At 64.4% G+C, this 23,744-nt stretch carries 20 protein-coding genes; 5 read left to right on the plus strand and 15 right to left on the minus strand.

Annotated elements, in window-relative coordinates; translation table 11 throughout:
* Nucleotides 1-194: 194 nt before the first annotated feature.
* From clpX to mnmC, 4 genes are all read right to left on the minus strand, one after another.
* The gene (gene clpX, locus BLR29_RS00900) at nucleotides 195-1,472 is read right to left on the minus strand and encodes an ATP-dependent Clp protease ATP-binding subunit ClpX (protein ID WP_092133863.1); all 1,278 of its coding nucleotides are present in this window, start codon (nucleotides 1,470-1,472) and stop codon (nucleotides 195-197) included.
* 262 nt (nucleotides 1,473-1,734) lie between these two features.
* Nucleotides 1,735-2,385: an ATP-dependent Clp endopeptidase proteolytic subunit ClpP gene (gene clpP, locus BLR29_RS00905; RefSeq protein WP_092133865.1), complete on the minus strand. Its 651-nt coding sequence runs from the start codon at nucleotides 2,383-2,385 to the stop codon at nucleotides 1,735-1,737.
* Nucleotides 2,386-2,493: 108 nt separating this feature from the next.
* Nucleotides 2,494-3,849, minus strand: a complete 1,356-nt coding sequence (tig, locus tag BLR29_RS00910) for a trigger factor (RefSeq protein WP_092133867.1) — start codon at nucleotides 3,847-3,849, stop codon at nucleotides 2,494-2,496.
* 157 nt (nucleotides 3,850-4,006) lie between these two features.
* Nucleotides 4,007-6,010: a bifunctional tRNA (5-methylaminomethyl-2-thiouridine)(34)-methyltransferase MnmC2/FAD-dependent 5-carboxymethylaminomethyl-2-thiouridine(34) oxidoreductase MnmC1 gene (gene mnmC / locus BLR29_RS00915; protein WP_092133869.1), complete on the minus strand. Its 2,004-nt coding sequence runs from the start codon at nucleotides 6,008-6,010 to the stop codon at nucleotides 4,007-4,009.
* A 115-nt stretch (nucleotides 6,011-6,125) separates the two neighbouring features.
* Here mnmC and BLR29_RS00920 point away from each other — a divergent pair, with 115 nt between their 5' ends.
* Nucleotides 6,126-6,983 carry a 23S rRNA (adenine(2030)-N(6))-methyltransferase RlmJ gene (locus tag BLR29_RS00920; RefSeq protein WP_092133871.1) on the plus strand — a complete coding sequence of 286 codons (858 nt, stop codon included), beginning with the start codon at nucleotides 6,126-6,128 and terminating at the stop codon, nucleotides 6,981-6,983.
* Between the two features lie 4 nt (nucleotides 6,984-6,987).
* Here BLR29_RS00920 and BLR29_RS00925 read toward each other — a convergent pair whose 3' ends face one another.
* Entirely contained in the window at nucleotides 6,988-7,467 is a 480-nt protein-coding gene (locus BLR29_RS00925; protein WP_255371060.1) for a VanZ family protein, read from the minus strand.
* 147 nt (nucleotides 7,468-7,614) lie between these two features.
* Here BLR29_RS00925 and BLR29_RS00930 point away from each other — a divergent pair, with 147 nt between their 5' ends.
* On the plus strand, nucleotides 7,615-8,466 hold the full coding sequence (locus BLR29_RS00930; RefSeq protein WP_092133873.1) for a hypothetical protein: 852 nt from the start codon (nucleotides 7,615-7,617) through the stop codon (nucleotides 8,464-8,466).
* A 63-nt stretch (nucleotides 8,467-8,529) separates the two neighbouring features.
* Here BLR29_RS00930 and BLR29_RS00935 read toward each other — a convergent pair whose 3' ends face one another.
* Complete coding sequence (locus BLR29_RS00935) at nucleotides 8,530-8,745, minus strand: hypothetical protein (protein WP_092133875.1); 216 nt, start codon at nucleotides 8,743-8,745, stop codon at nucleotides 8,530-8,532.
* Nucleotides 8,746-8,997: 252 nt separating this feature from the next.
* On the opposite strand from BLR29_RS00935, the gene BLR29_RS00940 reads away from it, so the two are divergent.
* Nucleotides 8,998-9,966: a bifunctional helix-turn-helix transcriptional regulator/GNAT family N-acetyltransferase gene (locus BLR29_RS00940; RefSeq protein WP_092133877.1), complete on the plus strand. Its 969-nt coding sequence runs from the start codon at nucleotides 8,998-9,000 to the stop codon at nucleotides 9,964-9,966.
* A 48-nt stretch (nucleotides 9,967-10,014) separates the two neighbouring features.
* On the opposite strand, the gene BLR29_RS00945 is transcribed toward BLR29_RS00940, so the two are convergent.
* The 4 genes from BLR29_RS00945 to BLR29_RS00960 all read right to left on the minus strand — a co-directional run bounded on the left by BLR29_RS00945 (nucleotide 10,015) and on the right by BLR29_RS00960 (nucleotide 16,994).
* Complete coding sequence (locus BLR29_RS00945; RefSeq protein ID WP_092133879.1) at nucleotides 10,015-12,315, minus strand: di-heme oxidoredictase family protein; 2,301 nt, start codon at nucleotides 12,313-12,315, stop codon at nucleotides 10,015-10,017.
* 510 nt (nucleotides 12,316-12,825) lie between these two features.
* Entirely contained in the window at nucleotides 12,826-14,415 is a 1,590-nt protein-coding gene (locus tag BLR29_RS00950; RefSeq protein WP_092133881.1) for a gamma-glutamyltransferase family protein, read from the minus strand.
* 67 nt (nucleotides 14,416-14,482) lie between these two features.
* Nucleotides 14,483-15,460 (minus strand): Bug family tripartite tricarboxylate transporter substrate binding protein, encoded by a 978-nt coding sequence (locus BLR29_RS00955; protein ID WP_092133883.1) that lies wholly within the window; start codon nucleotides 15,458-15,460, stop codon nucleotides 14,483-14,485.
* Nucleotides 15,461-15,728: 268 nt separating this feature from the next.
* Complete coding sequence (locus BLR29_RS00960; protein WP_176860852.1) at nucleotides 15,729-16,994, minus strand: 4-aminobutyrate--2-oxoglutarate transaminase; 1,266 nt, start codon at nucleotides 16,992-16,994, stop codon at nucleotides 15,729-15,731.
* A gap of 143 nt (nucleotides 16,995-17,137) precedes the next feature.
* Here BLR29_RS00960 and BLR29_RS00965 point away from each other — a divergent pair, with 143 nt between their 5' ends.
* Nucleotides 17,138-18,673: a MocR-like pyridoxine biosynthesis transcription factor PdxR gene (locus BLR29_RS00965; protein ID WP_092133887.1), complete on the plus strand. Its 1,536-nt coding sequence runs from the start codon at nucleotides 17,138-17,140 to the stop codon at nucleotides 18,671-18,673.
* A gap of 55 nt (nucleotides 18,674-18,728) precedes the next feature.
* On the opposite strand, the gene BLR29_RS00970 is transcribed toward BLR29_RS00965, so the two are convergent.
* On the minus strand, nucleotides 18,729-19,721 hold the full coding sequence (locus BLR29_RS00970; RefSeq protein WP_092133889.1) for a tripartite tricarboxylate transporter substrate-binding protein: 993 nt from the start codon (nucleotides 19,719-19,721) through the stop codon (nucleotides 18,729-18,731).
* 36 nt (nucleotides 19,722-19,757) lie between these two features.
* A complete protein-coding gene (locus BLR29_RS00975) occupies nucleotides 19,758-20,924 on the minus strand; it encodes a mandelate racemase/muconate lactonizing enzyme family protein (protein WP_092133892.1) in 1,167 nt (388 codons plus the stop codon).
* A 112-nt stretch (nucleotides 20,925-21,036) separates the two neighbouring features.
* Between BLR29_RS00975 and BLR29_RS00980 the strand changes: the two genes are divergently transcribed.
* Nucleotides 21,037-21,960 (plus strand): LysR family transcriptional regulator, encoded by a 924-nt coding sequence (locus BLR29_RS00980; protein ID WP_092133894.1) that lies wholly within the window; start codon nucleotides 21,037-21,039, stop codon nucleotides 21,958-21,960.
* A 40-nt stretch (nucleotides 21,961-22,000) separates the two neighbouring features.
* Here BLR29_RS00980 and BLR29_RS00985 read toward each other — a convergent pair whose 3' ends face one another.
* Genes BLR29_RS00985 through BLR29_RS00995 form a run of 3 tightly spaced genes read right to left on the minus strand, consistent with a single transcriptional unit; the run spans nucleotide 22,001 to nucleotide 23,740 of the window.
* Nucleotides 22,001-22,999: a Gfo/Idh/MocA family protein gene (locus tag BLR29_RS00985; protein ID WP_176860853.1), complete on the minus strand. Its 999-nt coding sequence runs from the start codon at nucleotides 22,997-22,999 to the stop codon at nucleotides 22,001-22,003.
* A gap of 25 nt (nucleotides 23,000-23,024) precedes the next feature.
* Complete coding sequence (locus BLR29_RS00990) at nucleotides 23,025-23,384, minus strand: Dabb family protein (protein WP_092133898.1); 360 nt, start codon at nucleotides 23,382-23,384, stop codon at nucleotides 23,025-23,027.
* Nucleotides 23,385-23,437: 53 nt separating this feature from the next.
* Entirely contained in the window at nucleotides 23,438-23,740 is a 303-nt protein-coding gene (locus BLR29_RS00995; protein ID WP_092133900.1) for a YciI family protein, read from the minus strand.
* Nucleotides 23,741-23,744 lie beyond the last annotated feature (4 nt).

Here is a 23,744-nt window from a genome sequence, read left to right on the forward strand (position 1 = left end):
AAGATACCTGCCACTGATTCTTCATGCAGAAGAACATGCTGCAAACTGCACTTGCGCCCCTCTCTGAAACAGCATACCCGCGTTTCCTCCCGTTCGTCGGTCGAATTGAAGAAAAAAAGCCGTTCGCTTTCACGCGAACGGCCGCTTGCCATTTTAGTCAGTGTGGTATGCACCACGCGGAGCAGGCGCGTTCGTCAGTTGGACCCCGCGACCTTGGGCTGCTGCTCCTCGTACATCAGCAGCGGGGGCGCATCGCCGGTAATCGTGTTTTCGTCGATCACCACCTTTTGCACACCCTTGTAGTTGGGCAGGTCATACATGACATCCATCAGCGACTGCTCCAGGATGGAACGCAGCCCGCGTGCACCCGTCTTGCGGCGGATGGCCTTGCGTGCGATTGCTGACAGCGCCGCCGGGCGGATTTCCAGCTCCACGCCTTCCATCGCCAACAGCTTCTGATACTGCTTGACCAGCGCGTTCTTCGGCTCGACCAGGATCTGCACCAGGGCGGTCTCGTCCAGCTTGGCCAGCGTGGCCACCACCGGCAGACGACCGATCAGTTCCGGAATCAGGCCGAACTTGATCAGGTCTTCCGGCTCGGTCTGCGGCAACACTTCGCTGACGTCGCGCTCTTCCTTGCTCTGCACCTGCGCGGCAAAACCGATGCCGGTCTTGTCCGAACGCTGCATGATGACCTTTTCCAGGCCGTCAAACGCGCCGCCGCAGATGAACAGGATGTTGGTCGTATCAACCTGCAGGAAATCCTGGTTGGGGTGCTTGCGGCCACCTTGCGGAGGCACCGAGGCCATCGTGCCTTCGATCAGCTTCAGCAACGCCTGCTGTACGCCCTCGCCCGACACGTCGCGCGTGATGGACGGGTTGTCCGACTTGCGCGAAATCTTGTCGATTTCGTCGATGTAGACGATGCCGCGCTGGGCCTTCTCGACCTCGTAGTTGCAGTTCTGCAGCAGCTTCTGGATGATGTTCTCGACGTCCTCGCCCACATAGCCGGCTTCCGTCAGGGTCGTGGCATCCGCGATCACGAACGGCACGTTCAGCAGTCGCGCCAGCGTCTGCGCAAGCAACGTCTTGCCCGAGCCGGTAGGCCCGATCAGCAGGATGTTGCTCTTGGACAGTTCGACGTCATCCTTCTTGCCAAGATGCTTCAGGCGCTTGTAGTGGTTGTATACCGCTACCGCCAGAATCTTCTTGGCCTGCTCCTGCCCGATCACGTACTGATCCAGGCTCTCGCGGATTTCGTGGGGCGTAGGCAGATCCGACCGCGTGGCCGCGCTGGCGTCCTTGTCGGTCGCGGCGGCCTCGTCACGGATGATTTCGTTGCACAGGTCGATGCATTCGTCGCAAATGAACACCGACGGGCCCGCGATGAGCTTCTTCACCTCGTGCTGGCTTTTGCCGCAGAACGAGCAATACAGAAGCTTCTCGCTGGATGAACCTTTTTTATCCGCCATAGGAATCAGTCACATTAGCAGTGTGTGCCCCGCGCAGCGGGAGAGCCCACGGGAAACGCATTAAACGCATCATACGCCAAAACAATTGGCACAGTCGGCGGCATCCCCGGCCTGTGGGGCAAAACGCAAAAACGAGGCACACAGCCTCGTTCCGGTGTAGCCTGCGTCATTTGGCGCGGCCTTGCGGCGGTGCCGGCGCCTGGCGCCGGACGCTGCCCGATCCATGCGGACCGGGCTACCGCGCCGACACACCGGCATCGGCTCACCCGCGGCGGGAAATGACCTTGTCGATCAGACCGTAGTCGACCGCCTGGTCGCCGCTCATGAAGTTGTCACGATCGGTGTCGCGGGCAATCTTCTCGACCGGCTGGCCCGTCACCTCGGACAAGATGCTGTTCAGACGTTCGCGCAGGTACAGGATCTCGCGCGCCTGGATCTCGATGTCCGAAGCCTGGCCACGGGCACCACCCAGCGGCTGGTGGATCATGATGCGCGAGTTCGGCAGCGCGCTGCGCTTGCCCTTGGCACCGGCCGCCAGCAGGAATGCGCCCATGCTGGCCGCCATGCCCATGCAGAGCGTGGACACGTCCGGCTTGATGAACTGCATCGTGTCGTAGATTGCCAGACCGGCGGAAACCGAACCGCCCGGCGAATTGATGTACAGCGAAACGTCCTTGTCAGGATTCTCGCTTTCCAGGAACAGCAGCTGGGCCACGACCAGGTTGGCGGTCTGGTCGTTCACTTCGCCGACCATGAACACCACGCGCTCCTTGAGCAGGCGCGAGTAGATATCGTACGCGCGCTCGCCCCGGCCGGACTGCTCGACGACCATCGGCACCAGTCCGAGACCCTGGGTTTCCAGAGCAGAGGCCTGCGTGGTGGCGAGACGGTCAAGCAAATCATTGCGGGTCATGCAGGTTCTCCAGATATTCAGGAATTGCGTCAATCGGCCCGCGCGCGAGACCCGTTGACGGCGACCGGTACCGCACCGGGGAGGCGCGGCAGCCGGTCATGCCCGACCTCAGGCTTGCGGAGCGTTGGTCTCGGCGGTGAGTTCCTCGAACGACACCGTCTTGTCCGTGACCTTGGCCTTGTCGCACACGAAATTTACCACGTTGTTTTCGAGCACGTAGGCTTCCATTTCCGCCAGGCGTTGCTGGTCGCCGTAGTACCAGCGCATGACTTCCTTCGGGTCTTCGTAGCTACGGGCGAAGTCCTCGATTTCAGCCTTGATCTGGTCTGCCTTGGCGTCCAGGCCGTTGGCCTTGACGATCTCGGCCAGGATCAGGCCCAGCTTCACGCGACGCTCGGCCTGCTGGGCGAACATCTCGGCCGGAATCGGCATGTCCTTGGCGTTCGGCATGCCACGTTGCTCGAGGTCGCGACGAGCCATTTCCACCAGGCGCTCCTGGTCTTGTTCGATCAGCGACTTCGGCACGTCCAGATCGCTCGCCTTCAGCAGCGCGTCCATGACCTGGTCCTTCAGCATGGCGTGCGTGCGGCGCTTGACTTCGCGCTCCAGGTTTTCGCGGATGTCGGCGCGCATCTTCTCGACGCTACCGTCGGCGATGCCGAGCGACTTCGCGAAGGCGTCGTCCACCTCGGGCATGTGGGCCCATTCCACCTTCTTCAGCGTAACGGTGAACTCGGCAGTCTTGCCGGCCACTTCCTTGCCGTGGTAGTCGGCCGGGAATGCCAGCGGGAAGGTCTTGCTTTCGCCCACCTTCAGGCCCAGCGCGGCTTGTTCGAACTCGGGCAGCATGCGGCCTTCGCCCAGCACGAAGGCGAAGTCATCGGCCTTGCCACCGGGGAATTCGACGCCATCGATCTTGCCGATGAAGTCCAGCGTCACGCGATCACCGTTCTTGGCGGCCACGTCGGCGCCACCGTCACCGTGGGCACCGGCTTCGCCACGCGTGTGGTAGTGCACGCGCTGCTTGCGCAGGATGTCGACGGTCTTGTCGATTTCGGCGTCGCCGATCTCGGTCTTGGTACGGGTCACTTCGGCAGTCGCCAGGTCACCGATCTTGACTTCCGGGTACACCTCGAAGGTGGCTTCGAAGGCCACTTCGTCCTCGGCCACGCCATCGGTCTTCAGGTCGAACTTCGGCTGGCCGGCCACCTTCACGTCCTGGGCCTGCGTGATGTCGAAGAACTTGCGGGCGGCCTTGTCGAAGCGCACTTCGAATTCGACTTGCTGGCCGTATTGCTTCTCGACCATCTTCATCGGCACCTTGCCCGGGCGGAAGCCGGACATCTTCACCGTCTTCGACAGACGCACCAGGCGTTCCTGGGTTTCCTTCTGCACTTCGGCCTTGGGAATAGCCAGGGTCACCTTGCGGTCCAGCTTGCCGAGGTTTTCAATGACGTTCGACATGGTCGTTAATCCAATCCAGAAATGTTGTTGTCAGCGCAACCGCCTGCGCACCGGCTTGCGGCACGTGCTCGCGAGCGAGGGTCTTCCGCGCAAACGGAAAACGAGGATTATCGCACGGTTTTGATTCGCTTCCGGCAGTTTTTACCCTGAGGCAGCCTTACGCTTCCTCGGGATCCATCGCTGCCGGGTCAAAAGCGCGCCCGTGACGCAGGGCGCGCAGCAGCAGCCGGGCGGGGTCCACCGCGTCGGCCAGTTCAGCCTCCAGCGGCAACGGCTCGCCCTCCACCTGGCTGGCGATCAATTCCGCACCCAGCGCTGCCCATGTGAGGCCGCGCGACGCATATGCAAGCGCCGCATAGAGCCCGGGCAGCCGCGGGAGAGTCCGCAGATGCGCACCGCGCAGCGCCCCGGCATGGGCCAGCGCCTGCGCCTCGTCCGCGACGGGGCCGATCAGAGGCAGCCGGTTGTGCGTCACTGTCCGCACGCCGACGTAGCCTGCCAGTGCGGCGGGGTCCAGGTGCGCGATGGCGTCGGCGCGGTCCGGCAGCAGCGCGGACAGGCGACCGAGATTCGCCGCGTGCACATCGGGCCGCAGCGTGAGCGGGCCCTCGTCCGCGTCATAGCTCGACCCGATGCGCACGCCGCCATCGGCCCCACGCGGCAGCAGATAACCGCCACCTGTCACCACGCAATCCGGCCAGCGGCCGAGTGCGTCGACCTGCCCTGCCGACAAATCCGTCAGTTGCCCGCGCACGCGCCGCAGCGCCAGGAACCGACCCGAAGTCAGTCGCTCGGCCTCATGAGCATTGGCCAGCACCATCACAGGCGCGCTGGCCAGCACGGTGCCGTCCGCCGCCCTTGCCTGCCAGATGCCGTCTGCCGCCTCGATCGCCGCCACACGGCAGTTGAATCTTGCATCCACCGCCGCGCCGGCCCGGGCAAGCTGCGCACGACAGATATCCGGCGGCGCCACCCAGCCACCGTGCGGAAACCACAAGCCGCCACGCGGCACGCTGGCGCCGTGGGTCGCAGCCGCCTCTTCCGGCGCCATCCAGCGCACGAACGACTCGGGGAAGCCGAGCGCCGTCAGCGCGGCGCGCTGGGCTTCGCCCTCGGCATCGCCCTCACCAATCTGCAGTACGCCACAACCATGCCAGTCGACCGGATGCCCGGATGCGCCCAGCGCCGACCACGCTCGCAGCGCATGCAGGTTGCCTGCCCGGGACAAGCGAGACAGCAGGCTGTCATCGGGCGAGATATGCGCATGCATCGCTGCCGCCCGATGCCCGGAAGTCTGTCGCGCGGGTCCGTCATGCGCGTCGAACAGCGTCACCCGCCAGCCGCGCGCCGCCAGACTTTCAGTCACGGCACAGCCGGCCAGCCCGGCACCGATCACGATGGCGTGGCGGTCCTTCCATGCGCCGGCCGCCGGCGGCGCGTGGCGCCGGTTCTTCCAAGCCGGGGCGAACCGCGCGACGGTCATGTCCCGCTTGCCGCCAAATCCCGGTGCCTTCGCCACATCAAAGCCAACCGCCTGCAGGCCGCGCCGGACGAAGCCCGCCGCCGTATAGGTCGCCAGCGTTGCATCGGGCCGCGCCAGCCGCGACAACCCGCGGAAGACCGTGTCGGACCACATGTCGGCGTTGCGCGACGGGGAAAAGCCATCCAGATAGAAGGCATCCGCACCCGCGACCAGCCGCGGCAGCATCGTCTCGATATCGCCAAACGCCAGCGTCAGCGTGACGCCGCCCGCCTCGAAGGACAGCCGGTGCATTCCCGGTAATGGATCGGGCCACTGCTGCTGCAATTCGGTCGCCAGCGGCAGCAGGACACCCAGGCCGGCGTGCAGTTGCGCCAGCCCTTCACGGGTAAACGGGTGTTTTTCGATCGAAACGAAGTGCAGGCGCCGGCAGCGCTGCGGATCGTCGCGCCAGGCCTGCCACGTGGCCAGAAAATTCAGCCCCTGGCCAAAGCCAGTTTCGACGATGACGAACTGATCGCGCCCGGACCAGTTGCCCGGCAAGCCATTGCCGCCAAGGAACACATGATGGGCCTGCGCCAGCCCCCCGCGAGCGCTGTGATAGACATCGTCGTAACGTGGCGAATACGGGGTACCGTCGTCGGACAGGATCGGCTCGGCTGGCTCGAGGGCACGCGGCATGGCGGGAATCGGATCACGGGAAAACGGCGGCGGATGGTAGCATAGCGCCCTTCGCGCCACGCGCCCGCCGACAGCGTTTTGCGGCAACGTTTGCGCACCGTCATCCCGCCTTGCCATGCTCAGTTATCGCCACGCCTTCCACGCCGGCAATCATGCCGATGTCCTCAAGCACGCCGTCGTCGTCCAGTTGCTGGAACATCTCACGCAAAAGGACAAGGCGTTCTGGTATATCGACACCCACGCCGGCGCCGGGCTCTATGCGCTCGACCATGCCTACGCACAGAAGAAGGCCGAGTTCGAGACCGGCATCGCGCGCATCTGGCAGGCCGCCGCCAGCGGCCAGGCCCTGCCGCCGCTGCTGGACGAGTATCTCGACCAGGTCCGCACCCTGAACACCGATGGCAGCCTGAAGCACTACCCCGGATCCCCGTGGCTGGCGTGGCAGATGCTGCGTGACCATGACCGGCTGCGCCTGTTCGAACTCCACAGCACCGAGATCCAGGTCCTGCGCGACAACTTTCGTGGCGCCGGCCGCAAGGTCATGCTCTACGACGGCGACGGCTTCAACGGCATCAAGGCGATCCTGCCGCCTCCGCCGCGCCGGGCCCTCGTGCTGATCGATCCGTCCTACGAGGACAAGCAAGACTACGCCCGAACCATCCAGACGCTGGAAGAAGGACTCGAGCGCTTTGCCACGGGCGTCTATGCGATCTGGTATCCGGAAGTGCAGCGCCGGGAATCGATTCAGTTGCCAGCCCAACTGAAGCGGCTGCCGCTGAAGAGCTGGCTGCACGTGTCGCTGACGGTCAAGCATCCGGTTGAGGGCGGGCTGGGCCTGCACGGCAGCGGGATGTTCATCGCCAACCCGCCGTGGAAGCTCAAGGAAACGCTTCAGGAAGCGATGCCGCTGCTGGTCGACCTGCTCGGCCAGGACGGCGGGGCGAAGTTCACGCTGGAATCGCTGGACAACTGACGCCCTAGTTTCCCCCCGCGCCCTGGTTTCCCGCCGCCTTCCCGGCGGGCTTTCCACTTGATTTTTCGGCGGGATTCCCTGCCGCCGGCCCTGCTGCCGGCAGCGGCCGCGGCCAGATCCTGGCCAGCGCGGCCTCGACGCCCAGTCCGAGCGCAATGCCGATCGTATCGGCCAGCAGATCGAGCCACGACGGCTCGCGGTCGCCTGACATCCCTTGCAGCACCTCGATCAGCGCGCCGTAGACCACCAGTCCGACGAGCACGCGCCACCTCCGCGTCGGCCAGGCGCGCAATCCCAGCACAGCCAGCACGGAAAACGCCAGCAGATGATTTGTCTTGTCCCAGCCCGTGGTCGGCAATGGCGTGGACGGCGGCAGCAGTGACAGCACCATCACGACCAGCGCGCAGAGCCAGAACAGCAAGCGGAATCGGGAAATGGTGAGAATCGGCACGCCGGTCGGTTCGGGAAGGTTGGATGGATCCAAGGCAGGATCGCACATCCGAAGACCGGACAGCGTTGGAAATGGCACTGAAACCGCGAAAATCCCTCGCTCTTGCCATCCCCCTCGCCTATAAACGCAGAGTCGTCCAAGAAAACGTCTAGATGTAAAAAAATAACGAGGGAGGCAAAAATGGAAAACTCAACAGATGCTCAGGGCGCGGAACAAACCGAGACGTTGTACGCGTGGTGCGTTCCAGCCTGGTTCAACGGCAGCGTCCTCGACCATACTTGGGTCACTTCCTACGACAACCGAACAGTGCAGCACCAATCCATCAATGACGTAAAGGGAGCCGGGGATTTCTACTGGTATTCATGGGGGTCATTCCATCCGAAGGGAGGGGTTCCCCCCGGACGCCCGGATGGCTTCATCGTCAGCAGTGGCGCTTCATTAAGCCTGGCGCGGTGCCTGTGTGATCCGAATGTTGAGTCCAAGACACATCAGGGCGCCAGGGGAACCATATTCTCTTACGGTATCGATGGCGTCTGTCACCAGTTGGCAAACCAGATCCTGTGGGCTACAACGGCAGTGAATCCCCAGGCAAAGACTGTCAATGGGGTACGCGGCTATTGGCTGAGCAACGCTGCCTATGGCACATACGGACTGCAGCACGCTGCCTGGAAAGCGAAGAAGGCGGGTTGTCAGCAAAATCAGTCTTCAACCTCTTCGGCCCTCGCAATGGCGAATGACCCTGACGATTTCGAAACTCACGCGATCGAAACACTGCGAGGCCACGCCACCGCCGAACAGATTGCCGATCTGTTGGGGCACAGGCAGCAATTTACTACCCGCCTGGCACTGAATCTGCGCCAGGCGACGTCGGCCCAGGAGTTGAACGAACAGCTCAATAGATTCTTTGCCAGGGCTGTCGAGATTCTCGGCCCCGAAAATTTCGAGCGAGTCTTCGGCACCCCTGCCGATGCGAACTTCGACCTGGTCGACCCCAAGATTTTCGAAGAGTCGCAAAAAAATCCAAATCCTTAGGCGTAGCGCCGCCGGCGCGCTCCGGCCTGAATACGTGCCCGCCTTGCGCGGGCTTTTTGATGCCTACTGCTTGCGCTTCAGCGCCGCCACCACCCGCTCGTTCAGCCCGGCGCGGTAGAGCGTGGCGCCGACCTGCACCAGCAGCGCCCTCTCCTTCCCCTGGATCGTCGGGTCGGTCAACAGCACCGCGAGTCCCGTCACCACATCATCAATTTCCAGCTCCTGGTCATCATCGAGCGCCAGGCGCTCGAATTCCCGGATTACGTCATCTGGCCCCATTTTTGTCTTGCCCTAGCAATGGAAAGTACGCAGTCTAGCGCAGCTCGCGGTCATCATTCCTCCAGGCTGGCGACTGCCTCGACAAGCGCTGCGATTTCAACCAGCGTTGAAAGTCATGCAGAGGCCCGGGAAAAATAGGCCAAGTCGATCCCGGTAAAGATCAGGCTTGCACAAGTTGCGAACCGCAACTATATTTCCTGCCTGTATCCCTGCCTATGTTCCCTGCAATACGCAGCCGACGCGAGCCAGCTCATGGACCTTATCGATATTCCTGCCACACCCCGAGAAACGACGATCCTTGAGCTCCGGGAGTTTTCCCGAAGACTGGTTCGCGAACTGGGCTTCATGCGCACGACCCTGGCCGGTAGCGATCTTGCGCCTTCGGCGGTTCACGCCGTCATCGAAATTGGCATGGCGCCGGGTATCAGTGCAAAGGACCTGGGCAACATCCTGCGATTGGACAAATCGAACACCAGCAGGCAGGTCGCGAGGCTGGAAGCCGGCGGACTCGTGAAGCGCACGGTCTCCACTGACGACGCCCGATCGTCCGAGTTGTATCTGACGCCGGCAGGACAAAAGCTCCGGAAGAAAATCGACCAGTTTGCGACGGACCAGGTATCCAACGCGCTTCGGCGCGTGGTTCCCGAGGACCAGCAAGCCCTCGTCCGCTTCCTCGCGCTTTACGCCGACGCGCTCGCGCAAGACAACGCGGTCAAGACACCCTCTGGCGGGGCCGAGGCCACGCGGATTCTGGAGGGCTACCAACCCGGCTGCATTGGCGATGTTGCAAGCCTGCACGCCCGCTTCTACTCGGAGCGCTGGGGCTTCGGCGCGTTCTTCGAGAAGAAGGTGGCGACCGAGCTAGCCGAGTTTGCCGGCGCGTTGCCAGCCGAAGGCAAGGCCCTTTGGCTCTACTCCGAAAATGGTCGCGCGCTCGCTTCCCTGGCCATCGACGGCAATAACGAAACCGGCATCGCCCATTTGCGATGGTTCATCGTGGACGATTCGCTGCGCGGCTCCGGTGTCGGACGGCAACTGATGTCGCACGCCATGCGTTTTGTCGACGAGCGATTTAGCGAGACGTATCTCTGGACGTTCAAGGGACTGGATGCCGCACGTCATTTATACGAGTCATTCGATTTTCGATTGACCAGCGAATCGGAGGGGACGCAGTGGGGAACCAAGGTCGTCGAGCAACGATTCAGTCGTCGCTCTGCCTGATTCCACCGCGGCGCCCCCAGCTGCCGTCAATGCATTAACGTATCCCGCTCACAGCGACTTCACAAATTCGATCAGTTGCTTACGATCGTCCGCAGGCATTGCCTTGAAGCGATCGCGCGCGGCGCTGCCCTGCCCGCCGTGCCAGAGAATCGCTTCCTCGATCGAACGTGCGCGGCCGTCATGCAGATAGCGTGTCTGCGGGTCGATGCTGGCCAGCAGGCCCAACCCCCACAGCGGCGCGGTACGCCATTCGGCCCCGCTTGCCTTGCCTTGCGGATAGTTGTCCGCAAGGCCGGCGCCCATGTCATGCAGCAGCAGATCCGTGTAGGGGTGGATCAGCTGGTTGCGCAACTCGGCAAATTTGTGCGCGCCGCCCGTCGTCAGGGATGCAGCATGGCAGGACGTGCAACGCGCCTGCGCGAACAACTGGCCACCGCGTGCCACGCGGTCCTGCGCGGTGCGCTCGGCCTGCTCCGCGGCGGTCACCGCGCCTGGGTTGCTGGCCAGTTGGTCGACAATGGTCGGCGCCGGCACCCCCAGATATTGCTGCCCGGCAAAGTGCCGCCGCGCAGGCACGCCCAGCAAGCTCAGGTAGTGCGTGATCAGCTTGACGTCGGTGTCGCCCAGTTCCGGGCTGTTGGCGTCCGCGGCGCGGCAGCCGCCGTCAGGCATCGCGCGCCCGCAAAAATGCTTCGGCAGCAGCGAGGTGGTCACGCCCATGTCGCCGTTGAGCGCATCGACGGTCTGTTGTTGCACCGTGGACGAGGTGGCCTTCCATCCGAAGCGCCCCACGCGCGGGATCGTGGGGTTGTGCGCATCCGGCACGATCTGCAGGCGACCTGCGGTGCCATCCGGGTCTGATGCGCTGGCCCGCGCCAATGCAGCCAGAGCCGACTCCGGCACCGCTTCCAGCAACCCCATGCCGACGAGGTGCGGGGATGCGCGCACCGACATGCGCTCCGGCATCGGCAAGCTGTTTCCGTTGACGTCCGTCAGCGCATAGATCGGCGTCTGCAGGGTGTAAGCCGTGCCATCCGGGTACTTGCCATCCGTGTTCCGGTATCCCGTGACCTTGAGCACGCCGTTGCGGCCGTCATAGGTCTTGCCGGCATCGGTGACCAGCCCCTGCCAGATCCGCCCGCCAAACCGGCGGTCAACGGTCACGCCGCCACTGGCATCGGCATCGCCCGTCAGCACCACCATATTGGCGAGCGGCGTGTTCAGGGCCGGGCTGCTCTTGCCATTGTTCGTGTGACACTGGATGCAGGCGGCCTCCTGGAACTTCGGACCCGCCCGGCCGGCCAGCGTGTTGAACAGCGTCGGGTTGCCCGCTTCCACGTGGGCGCCGGTCAGGAACGACGAGTGAAACAAGCGGCGGCCTTCCACAAACGGCTGAATATTCCGGCCGGCGATATTGGGCGACACCTGCAGCAACTGCATCTCGGGCTCGTTGGAGGTGTCCTCGTGCAGCGTCATCATCGCGCCACCAGCAAGGGCCTCGGACGGCAGCAGCTTCGTATCCCACGGAATCGCGGCCGCATCGCAACACCCGCCGCGGAACCACGGCTGCACGCCGGTCGTACCGACCTTGTAGGTGATGACGTCGGCGTAGTAGTTGAAGCGACCCAGCGCGTTCCCCTGCTTGCCTGCCAGGAAGATGCCGAGTTCGAACTCGACCAGGTCGCCAGCCCTGAGCCCGCGATTCAGGCGAGGCAGCGTCGTGATCTGCTTGACGAGCACGAATTCCCCGTCCTGCGGCGGCACGTTGAGATCGGTGTCGTAGTTGCTGTCCGGGTCTTCGCCCAGACTGCCGTAGTTGGCGATCGGCGTCTTCAGGTCCTGGCCGTCGCGCAGCATGCCGACCGGCAAGCGCTTCATGCCACCGTTATCGCCGTAGAGCGCCACGGCGGTCGGCCCGGCCGGATCGCCATCGCGACGTCCGATAAACCCGAAGCGGAAATTGGTGCCATACATCCACCATTGCGGCTTGACGACCAGCGTCAGTATCCGGTCCGCCGCATTGGAGGGCGAAGCATTCTCGTAGATCGTAATCTCGTGCGTTCGCCGTTCGAAATAGTGAGGAGCGAATATGCCGTACAGATCCCCACCGACATTCGTACCGGTTTCCGACTGCTCGCGGGCATGCCGGTCGCGAACGCGTCCACCGACGCGCGTCACCATCGTGCCGTCCGGTAGCGTGTATTGGGTCGACGGCTCGATCTCCGACCAACTCAGCGGCGCATACTCGCCGGGCGTCTGCGGAGCACCGCCCCCCGGTGGGCCGGCATCTCCGCCCGGACGATCGCCACCACCTCCACCGCACGCGGCAAGGACGCATAGCGCGACCATATTTCCCAACACGGCGCCCCGGCAGCGCCTAAATCGCCGGATGAATTTCCCTGAAAAATTCAACACGATATTGACCCATTTTTTATGCAGCGTTTATTTTTGGTTTATCCATTTGAAATCAGGGCGCGCGATGCTTTTCCGCATTGACGCGCGCACGCTGATTCAGGCACGGCCATCGGAATGCCGCGACTGCAGGATGGCGCCCTTCTCTCTGTGGAGATCGGGCGGTCAGTCTTTTTATGGTGCGGGAAGATAATCGATTTGCTCGCGCGCGGGAGCCAGCGATTATTGGACGCAGCGTTCGGAAATCCTGAACGATGGTGGTGACTCGTCTTGCACAGCGTGGAGAGCGGCAACCTGGTCCGCTATCACTCATTCATGCGGCCGCGTGAATACGCTCAACTATTGATAAGTTGTGGCGCATTCCCCACGGACGCCATGACCTGCCTTTTTCATTTAACTCGGATCTGATAAAAGGCGGCCGCCCCGGAGAGCGGACCGCCTTTCCGGTCAGAACCCCACCGCCTGCCCATCGCGCCGCGAATCGGACGCGGCGACATAGCCGTGCGGCGCCTTGTAGATCAGTTGCGCGGAGCCGAATTCCAGGCTGTCGCGCGGCGCCACTTCCACGCGGTGACCGCGCTCGCGCAGCGTTGCCACCACGTCCGGAGGCAGGTGCGCCTCCACGTTGACCACAGGGCCGGCTTCCACGCGGAAGCGCGGGGCATCGCTCATGGCCTGCGGGTTTTGTCCGAAAGCCGCCAGCCGCGCCATCATCTGCACATGGCCCTGCGCCTGCATGGACCCGCCCATTACGCCGAAGGCCATCACCGGCGCGCCATTGCGCGTGACAAAGCCCGGGATGATCGTATGCATCGGCTGCTTGCCCGGCGCCACGCAATTGGCATGACCCGGCTTCAGGTTGAAGCCTTCGCCACGGTTATGCAGCGAGATACCGGTGCCCGGCACTACCACGCCCGAGCCAAAGCCACGATAGTTGGACTGGATGAACGACACCATCGACCCCGCCGCGTCGGCAGCCGCCAGGTACACGGTGCCGCCGGTCTTCGGCGTACCGGCCGATGGCGTGCCTGCGCGCTTGAGGTCGATCAACGCGGCACGCTCGGCCAGGTAAGCCGGATCGAGGAACGCGGCGGGCGCATGCTGCATCGTCGCCGGGTCCGCTACGTGCCGGTGCAGATCGGCAAAGGCCAGCTTCATGGCCTCGATGCTCACGTGATAGAAGTCCGGGCTGTCTACGCCCATGCCCTCGAGGTCGAAGCGATCCAGGATGCCCAGGCCAATCAGCGCGGCAATGCCCTGGCCGTTCGGCGGGATCTCGTGCAGCGTGTAGCCACGGAAATCCTGCTGGATCGGTTCCACCCACGACGGCGTGTGCGTGGCCAGATCGTCGCCACGGATGGCACCGCCGGTTTCCTCCGCGAATGCCACGATGCGCGCGGCCAGTTCGCCCTTGTAGAAGCTCTCGCCGTCGCTCTCGGCGATCTTCTTCAGCGTGGCCGCCTGCGCCGGAAAACTCCACCGCTCGCCAGCTTGCGGCGCGCGGCCATCGCGCAGGAAAGCCTGGGCAAAGCCCGGTTGATCGCGCAGCACCGGCACCTGAGCGGCCCACTGGCGGGCGATCTGCGGCGACACTGCAAAGCCTTGCTCCGCGTACTCGATCGCCGGCGCAAACAGCCGCGCAAACGGCAACTTGCCGAAGCGTGCCGACAACGCCTTCCAGCCCACCACCTGGCCCGGCACGGTCACCGTATCCCAGCCTACGGACGGCATGCGCTCGCGGCCCGCGAAGTATTCCGGCGTCCAGCGTGCCGGCGCGCGGCCGCTGGAGTTCAGCCCGTAGAGCCGCCCTTCATGCCAGACCAGCGCGAACATGTCCCCGCCGATGCCGTTCATGACGGGCTCCACCACTGTCAGCGCAATGGCACTGGCAATGGCGCTGTCGATGGCGTTGCCACCTTCGTACAACATGCGCAGGCCAGCCTGTGCGGCCAGCGGCTGGCTGGTGCTGACGGCGTTGGCGGCCAGCAGCGGCATTTTCTGGGAGGGATACGGGAAGGACCAGTCGAAGGGCAACATGGGCAAGATCGGTTCGGAAAAAGTGAAGTGGCGCCCCGGACGGCGCCACGGGATTGCGATATGCCGCTTATTGCAGGGCCACGCCGGATTGTTTGACGAGCTTCTCGGTGCGCGGAATCTCCGCGTTGATCATGGCGGTGAAATCGCCGACGCTGCCGCCGCGCGGCTCGGCACCGGTAACGGCCAGCTTCTCGCGGAAGTCCGGCGTGGTCAGCAGCTTGTTGATCGACACATTGAGCTTGTTGACCACATCGGCCGGCGTGCCCTTGGGCGCGACGATGCCATACCACGGGGCGATATCGAAACCTGCATAGCCTTGCTCGGCGATGGTCGGGATCTCGGGCGCCTGCGGCGAACGCTTCGCGGTGGACATGCCCAGCGCGCGCAGCTTGCCGGACTTCACAAACGGCAGACCGGTCATGATGGTGTCGAAGTACATCGACACCTGGCCCGACAGCAGCGCGGGAATCGCTTCGCCAGCGCCCTTGTATGGCACGTGAACGATGTCGATGCCCGCCACGGCCTTCAGCATTTCACCGGCGATATGCGACGTGGTGCCCGTGCCGAACGATGCATAGCTCAGCTTGCCCGGATTGGCCTTGGCATAGGCCACCATCTCCGGCAGCGTCTTGAACGGCAGTGACGGGCTGGAAAGCAGGATGTTCGGCGTGATCGCCACCACCGCAACCTTCTCGAACGCGTCCGGATCGTAGCTCAGCTTCTTGTACAGGAACCGGTTGGTCACCATCGACGCCGGCCCGGACATCAGCAGCGTATAGCCATCGCCCGGCGCCCGCGCGGCGGCTTCACTGCCGATCATGGCGGCCGCGCCGGGGCGGTTTTCCACCACGAAGCTCTGGCCGAACTCCTTGCCCAGACCCGCGCCCAGCTGACGCGTGATCAGATCGGTGGCGGAGCCCGCCTGGAATGGCACCACGATGCGCACCGGCTGCGTGGGCCAGTCGCGCGGACCTTGCGCCGACGCCAGCGACGACGCGGCTAGCATGGTGATGGAAAGTAGTGCCCGGAAAGAAGAGAAACGCATGTCTGTACCCTCGTTGTTTCGAATGATGGCCAGCCCCGCTGACTGCCGGGAATGGCCCTCTTTCGTCCGCAATATGCGTGCCACTGGCATTGCGGCGTCTTCGACGCGAACCCCTTCCGCCCCCTTCGATACCGCGAAGTTTGCGTGGATGACGCACCGGATTGGTTATGGTGTGGCCGGTGCGTGCGGGGCCGGTCGTGTCTCCTGGTGCCGGAGCACCGTCAAGGTGCCCGGCAATCTCCTGGTGGTTGCGTGTAGCGTGGCCCGCTTATTCGGCCAGCGCCTGCGCCAGCACGGCCAGTGCGGCGTCGAACTGGGCTTGCGGAACCGTCAGCGGATAGAGGAAGCGGATCACGTTGCCGTGGGTGCCGCAGGTCAGCAGCACCAGCCCGGCTTCCAGCGCGCGGCTCTGCACGCGCTTCGCGTGGTCGGCACTGGGCGCCCCGGTGGCGGGATCACGGAATTCGGCCGCGATCATCGACCCCAGGCCACGGACTTCGGCCAGCGCGGGACACTGCTTGCGCAGGCCATCCAGGTGTTGCCGCAGTTGCGCGCCCAGCGCCTCGGCGCGTTCGCACAGTTGCTCTTCGGCGATGGTGTCGATGACGGCGTGCGCGGCCGCCACGGCCAGCGGGTTGCCGGCATACGTGCCGCCCAGGCCGCCCGGCAGCGGCGCGTCCATGATCGCGGCGCGGCCGCACACCGCGGACAGCGGCATGCCGCCGGCCAGGCTCTTGGCCATCGTGATCAGGTCGACTTCCACGTCGTAGTGCGACATCGCGAACAGCTTGCCGGTGCGGCCGAATCCGGTCTGCACTTCATCGGCGATCATCACGATGCCGTGCTTGTCGCAGATGGCGCGCAGGCCGCGCATGAAGTCCGCCGGCGCGGGCTGGAAGCCGCCCTCGCCCTGCACCGGCTCGACGATGATCGCGGCCACGCGTTGCGGGTCGATATCGGACTTGAACAGGTTGTCCAGCGCGTACAGCGCCTGTTCGGTGGTGACGCCGTGCGACGCGCTCGGGAACGGCGCGTGATAGATGTCCGACGGGAACGGACCGAAGCCCACCTTGTACGGCACCACCTTGCCCGTCAGCGCCATGCCCAGCAGCGTGCGGCCATGGAACGCGCCCGAGAACGCGATCACGCCGGCGCGGCCGGTATGGGCGCGCGCGATCTTAATGGCGTTCTCCACGGCCTCCGCGCCCGTCGTGAACAGCGCGGTCTTGTTCAGGCCCTTGATGGGCACCAGCCCGTTGATGCGCTCCGCCAGCGACACATAGCTCTGGTACGGCACCACCTGGTAGCAGGTGTGGGTAAAGCGTTCGAGCTGCGCCGCGATGGCCTGCATGATGCGCGGGTGGCGATGGCCGGTGTTGAGCACGGCGATGCCGGCGGCGAAGTCGGTATAGGCACGGCCTTCCACATCCCACAGCGTCGCGTTTTCGGCCCGGTCCGCGTAGAAGTCGCACATCACGCCGACACCGCGTGGCGTGGCAAGGGAACGGCGTTGATTCAGTTCGATGTTTTTCATGATCATGGAGCGGTGATGGCAGGTCGGCGCCTGGACGACACGACGTACGGACGACTCGCTGGCGATTGCACAGCGATGTCGTGCATTTCAATCAGATTTGGCCCTACAATCCAGCGCCACTTTCATAAATCCAATGGTGCCAATTGAAGTCGATCTGCGGTGACCTCCTGCTCCAGCGCCTGGGCCCCGAGGGGCTCGGGGCCTTCGGCAAGCCCCTGAACCGGGGGCTCTACGAGTGCATTCGCGGCGCCATCCTCGATGGCAGCCTGCCACGGGCCACGCGGCTGCCGCCGCAGCGCGACCTGGCCGCCGAACTCGGGCTGTCGCGCAATACGGTGATGTACGCGTATGAACAGCTACTGGCCGAAGGCTACCTGCGCGCCCGCACGGGCAGTGGCACCTTTGTGGCCGACACGGCACCGGAAAGCTATCTGAACGCCACAGCGGCAGCGATCACCGACGCGGGCCCGCGGGCGATGCCCGGCCTTTCGCCACGCGGCCAGCAACTGCTGGCCAATGCGTCGGCCTCGCCCACGCAATGGGGCGCCTTCATGCCGGGCGTGCCGGATCTGCGGCGGTTTCCGCATCGGCGCTATGCCCAGATCTCCGCACGCCTCTGGCGCCAGCCGCCACCGGAATGGCTCAGCTATGGCCACGGCGGCGGCCTGCCCGCCTTGCGCGAGGCCGTGGCGGCACATCTGCGCGTGGCGCGGTCGGTGCGGTGCGATGCCGAACAGGTGCTGATCACCGAGGGCATCCACCAGGCCATCGACCTGGTGGTCCGCCTGCTGGGGTCGACCGGCGATCAGGCATGGGTGGAAGAACCGAGCTACTGGGGCATTCGCGGCGTGCTGCAAGTCAGCGATATCGGCATGGTGCCGATGCCCGTGGACGATGAAGGGCTGACGCTGCCGGAGGCCGACGCGGGCCGCCTGTCCGGACGAACGGAGCCGGCGCCGCGCTTCATCTTCGTCACGCCGTCGCACCAGTATCCGTTGGGTGCGGTGATGAGCCTGAAGCGCCGGCGTGCGCTGCTGGAGTTCGCGCGCCAGCACGGCAGCTGGATCGTCGAGGACGACTACGACAGCGAGTTCCGCTTTTCCGGGCAGCCGATTCCGTCGCTGCAAGGGATGGAAGCCGACGCGCCCGTCATCTACATCGGCACGTTCAGCAAGACGCTGTATCCGGGCTTGCGCATGGGCTACCTCGTGCTGCCACGCGAGCTGGCCGGCGCGTTCCAGACCGCCCATGCCGAGCTCTATCGCGCGGGCCATCTGATGACGCAGGCCACCGTCGCCGAGTTCATGCAGGCCGGCGACTATGCCGCGCATATCCGCCGCATGCGGCCGCTCTACGCGCGGCGGCGGGCCGTGCTGGCCGCGCTGATCGAGCGCTACCTGGGGCCCGGCGCGCTGAATGCGCAAGGCAGCAATGCCGGATTGCATCTGGTGCTGCGCCTGCCCGACGATGCCGACGACGTGGCAATCACTGCAGCCGCGCGCGCAAAGGGCATCATGGTGCGGCCGCTGTCGCGGTACTACCTGGGCACGCCGGCGCAGAGGGGACTTCTGCTCGGGTACGCATGCGTGCCCGAGGAAGACATCGGCCCGGCGTTCGATGTGTTGCTGGGATGCCTGGGGGAATGCGGCCACGCTGCGCACGTAGCGCGCATCGGCTGATCATGCTCGTACGGCCGCCATCGGGCTTCCCCGACACCGGCCCGGGAAGAAACCGTTACTCCGGCTGAATGCCGGCGTCCTGGATGATCTTCGACCAGCGACTGGCCTCCCCCTCGAAAAACTTCTTGTGCCCGGCCGGCGAGAGCCGGTCGTCGCCGACCACCATCACGCCGAGCGCTTCTTCACGCTGGATAAGCGCCGGATCCTTCAGTGCCGCCCGGAGGGCCGTGTTGATCTTTGCCAGCACGGCCGGCGGGGTCCCGCGCGGCGCGTAGAGACCGTGCCAGACGGTGAAGTTGAATCCCGTCAGCCCCGCTTCGTTGAGGGTTGGAATGCTTGCCAGCGCCGGCACCGGCGAGCGCTGGGCACTCGTCACGCCGTAGGCTTTCACCTTCTTGGCCTCGATCTGGGGCGTGCTGTTCGTGGCTTGCTCGCACATCAGGTCGACCTGGCCACCCATGATGTCGGACATGGCGGGGGCCGTCCCCTTGTACGGCACAAAAGTCATGTTGCTCTTGAACGCGCTTTGCAGCATGAGGCCACAAAGATGGGATGCCGATCCCACGCCGGCATTGGCGAGGTTCAGCTTCCCGCCGTTCTCCGCAATGAATTTGCGGAGGTCCGGCAGCGCGTTCGGCGGAAGGCTGGGCCTGCCGATCAGGGTCGAAGGCGCCTCGTTGACCAGGCCGAGAAATTCCAGGTCGGCAGTCTTGTAGCCGAGTTTCTTGTAGAGCGACGGGGCCGTCGCCAATCCGATGTGGTGTACCAGCAGCGTGTACCCATCCGGCGCGGCCCGGGCAACACGCGCCGTTCCGATCGTCCCGCCAGCGCCGGCCGTGTTCTCCACCACAACGGTCTGCCCCAGGGTCTTGCGCATGGCCTCCGCGACATCACGCGCGATCTTGTCGCTCGGGCCACCGGCCACGAACGGGACAACCAATGTGACCGGCTTCTCCGGGTACTCCGCACTCGCCGAACCCGAAGCACAGAATGTCCCGGCCGCAATACAAAGCGTGACCGCACAGGATGCTGCTTGCTTGTTCAACATGGTTGTCTCCGTTGTGGTTTTTGACGTTCGCCAGCCTCAGGCCGACATCTCTTGCATCACGCTGTAGAGATCGGCCTTGCCCTCGAAGCCGATGCCCGGCAGGTCCGGCATGGTCAGGTAGCCCTTTTCGACCTTGACGCCATCGGGGAAGCCACCGAACGGCTGGAAGAGGTCGGGGTAGCTCTCGTTGCCACCCAGGCCCAGGCCCGCGGCGATGTTCAGGGACATCTGATGGCCGCCGTGCGGAATGCACCGGCTTGCCGACCAGCCGTGCTGCTTCAGCATGTCGAGCGTGCGCAGGTATTCCACCAGGCCGTAGCTCAGCGCGCAGTCGAACTGCAGCCAGTCGCGGTCGGGGCGCATGCCGCCGTAGCGGATCAGGTTGCGCGCGTCCTGCATCGAGAACAGGTCCTCGCCGGTCGCCATCGGCTTGTCGTAGTAGTTGCGCAGCGTCGCCTGAAGCTCGAAGTCCAGTGGGTCGCCCGGCTCCTCGTACCAGAACAGGTCGTATTGCGACAGCGCCTTGGCGTACTGGATCGCGGTATCGAGATCGAAGCGACCGTTCGCGTCGACCGCCAGCTTCTGGCCATCTTGCAGCACGCTGAGGATGGCGTCGATACGGCGCAGATCCTCGTCCAGCGACGCCCCGCCGATCTTCTTCTTGACGACGGTGTAGCCACGATCGATGTAGCTGCGCATTTCGTCCTTGAGTTTGCTGTAGTCCTGGCCGGGGTAGTAGTAGCCGCCGGCCGCGTACACGAAAACCTTGCGATCGGGCGTGCCATTCCCGTAGCGATCCGCCAGCAACTGGAAGAGTGGCTTGCCTTCGATCTTGGCCACGGCATCCCAGACCGCCATGTCGATCGTGCCAATCGCCACGGAACGCTCGCCGTGGCCGCCCGGCTTCTCGTTCTTGAACATGGTGTCCCAGATCTTGTGGGGATCGAGGTTATTTCCGGTGGCGTCGAGCAGTGACTCGGGATCAGCTTCCATCAGGCGCGGGATGAAACGTTCGCGCATCAGCTTGCCCTGGCCGTAGCGCCCGTTCGAGTTAAAGCCGTAGCCGACGACGGGCTTGCCATCCCGGATCACGTCCGTGATCACCGCCACGAGGCTCAGCGTCATCTTGCTGAAGTCAATATAGGCATTCCGGATGGGCGAGCTGATCGGAAAAGTCTTTTCGCGAATCTCGACGATTCTCATGGTGTGTCTCCTGATGCACCGGCGCGGCGATGCGTGAGCTGTGGGAATCGGTAGATTAGGCGCAGGACCTTGAACTAAAATGAACCCAAATTCACAAGATAATTCACTTAAAGTGAAAACTGACCTCGCGTCCGAATTGGAGTTCTTCGTGCTGGTGGCCCGGCTCGGCAGCCTGTCGGCTGCGGCGCGCGAGCTCGACCTGACGCCGCCCGCGGCCACCAAGCGGCTGGCGCTCATGGAGGCCCGGCTGCGGGTGCGGCTCGTCAATCGCACGACGCGCAGCATCAGCCTGACCAACGAAGGCGAGACCTATCTGGCCTATGCGACGAGGATCCTCGCGGATCTACGTGAAATGGAGGACGCCGTATCGAGCAGCGGCGCGGCGCCACATGGCCTCCTGCGCGTCAATGCCACGCTGGGTTTCGGCCGCACCGTCATCGCCCCGCTGGTTTCGGATTTTTCCAGGCGATATCCGAACGTCGAAGTGCAACTGGAGGTCACGGACAAACCGGTGGATCTCGTCGAGAGTGGCTACGACCTCTCGATCCGGTTCGGCACGTTACCCGACAAGCGCCTGAGCGCCAGGCGTGTCATGTCGAACCGTCGCTTCCTCTGCGCGTCCCCGGTCTACCTCGACAAGTCTGGAACGCCGACAACGCTCGCTGACCTGGCGGATCATCGCTGCATCATTCACCGGCAGAACGACAGCGCCCACGGCGTGTGGCGATTCGTTCACCAGGGGCAAACGGAAGTGGTGAAAGTTGACGGCGCGCTGTCCAGCAACGACGGCGACATCGTCCTAGGCTGGGCGCTCGATGGCCACGGAATCCTAATCCGGTCGGAATGGGATCTGGCCAAGTATCTGGAAAGCGGACGGCTGAGGGTGGTCTTGCCAGACTTCACGCTGCCGTCCGCCGATCTCTTCGTCTACTACCCCCAACGCCGGAATCAGACGGCGCGCACAAGGGCCTTTATCGACTTTCTGGTCGAGAAGTTCCAGAAGCCTGCGGCGGGGACCGGAAAGAAGGGAGCGTAGCGGCGCTTCACTGCCCTTACCTGGAGCAACGCCATTGCTCCTAAGGCGCGACGGCGTCGCCGCCACGCTCGCTGGACTCCACAATCGCCTCCAGCAGCCTGATGTTGTCCACCAGCTCGCCGGCCGTGAACGGGTAGGTCCCGCTGCCTGCCACCGCGTCGGCCCAGGCCTCGAAGTTGGCCAGCACCGCATCGGTCGCCTCATACAGGCGTTCCGTGCGAGGTACGCCAGTGCCACCGCAATGCGTCAGGCGAGTGGGCAGACCCTGATCGACATTCCCTTCGGACACGATTTCCACCCAGCCTTTGTCACCGAACACCGCGATGCGGCCATGGAACGGCGTGACCGAGAGGAGGCTGATCGTGGCCTGCACACGCGAAGCGAAAGTGATGGTGGCGGTGGTGAAATCGCGCACGGGCTCGGGGAAGATCAGGGACTCGGTGCGCGCGCGCACGCTGCTGGCACCGCCGGCCAGCGCGACGAAGATGTCGGTGATGTGGATGCCGACCGCCGTCATCATGCCGGCCGGCGCATGCTTCGAGTCCAGGCGCCAGTTCGACGGATCGAGCTTGCGGAACAGATCGTGGCTGACATTGGCCTCCATATGCAGCAGGCGCCCAAGTTGGCCAGCGCGCACCATCCGCATCAATTCGGCGATGGCGGGCTCGAAGCGGCGCTCGTGCCCCACTCCCAGCACCTTGCGCTGGCGCGCACAGGCCTCGACAATCCGCTGCGCGCCGGCCGTGGTCATGGCCAGCGGCTTTTCGCAGAAGACCTCCTTGCCAGCCTCCAGCGCCGAGAGCACCTGTTGCTCGTGCAATGCATGCGGGGTGGCGAGGATAACGCCGTCGATATCGGCCCGTCCGAGCACTTCCGCCAGATCGGCGGCGAGTTCCACGCCTGACTCGCGCGTGAACGTCCGGGCTTCCTCCGTCGCCATCGGGTCCACGGCCACGATCACCTTGAATTTCGCACTCTTGCTCAACGTGCGGATGATCTGCTTGCCCCACCATCCCAAACCGGCTACCGCAACTCTCACGATCTCCCTCCTTTGCGTGGATCCGTCAATCCACTAGCGGCGCGGCGATGAACGCCCCGCCCTGCTCCGCATGCGCCACGGTGCCGTCGTAGTCGACCTGGTGCCTGGCGATGCGCAGATCGCCCAGCTCGCGCTTGACGCGCAGATGCTCGGGATGGGTCGCGTAGGCCTCCAGGGCGCTGTGCGACTCGAACTCCGAGTACAGGACGACGTCGCAGGCGTAGTCGACGCGACTCGAATCGACGCCGATCTCCAGGTGCCGCAAGCCGGGAATCCGGCCGCGCAACCCCTCGAAAGCGCCCTTGAGCCGCGCGATGGCATCGCGCTTCGCGCCCTCGCTGTCTCCGCGCAGGTTCCACATCACGATATGTTTGACGATGGGCAAAATGGCCTCCCTGGCTGACGCTGCCTGACGTGGTGTTGGTGAGAGAAACCGGCTTACGCCGCAGGGAATCCGGCGCGTTGCGGCCACATGTTGCTGAACGCATGAACCGAACTGGTCGCATAGACGCCCGCCACCGTGAACGGCTCTTCGGCCTGCCAGCGGCGCGCCGCCTCGATCGACGGAAAGTCGATCACCAGCAGGCTGCCGACCATGGTCTCGCCGTCCTCGGCCAGCAGCGGGCCGGCAAAAGCGATCTGGTTCTCCACCGCGCGCAGGTAGGCCTTGTGGTCGGGCCGCACGCGCAGGCGCAAGTCGCCAACGCCGGGCTTGTCGATCAGATGGAATACGTAAAGCATGGCA

This window comes from Cupriavidus sp. YR651, assembly GCF_900101625.1.
Classification (GTDB): Bacteria; Pseudomonadota; Gammaproteobacteria; order Burkholderiales; family Burkholderiaceae; genus Cupriavidus.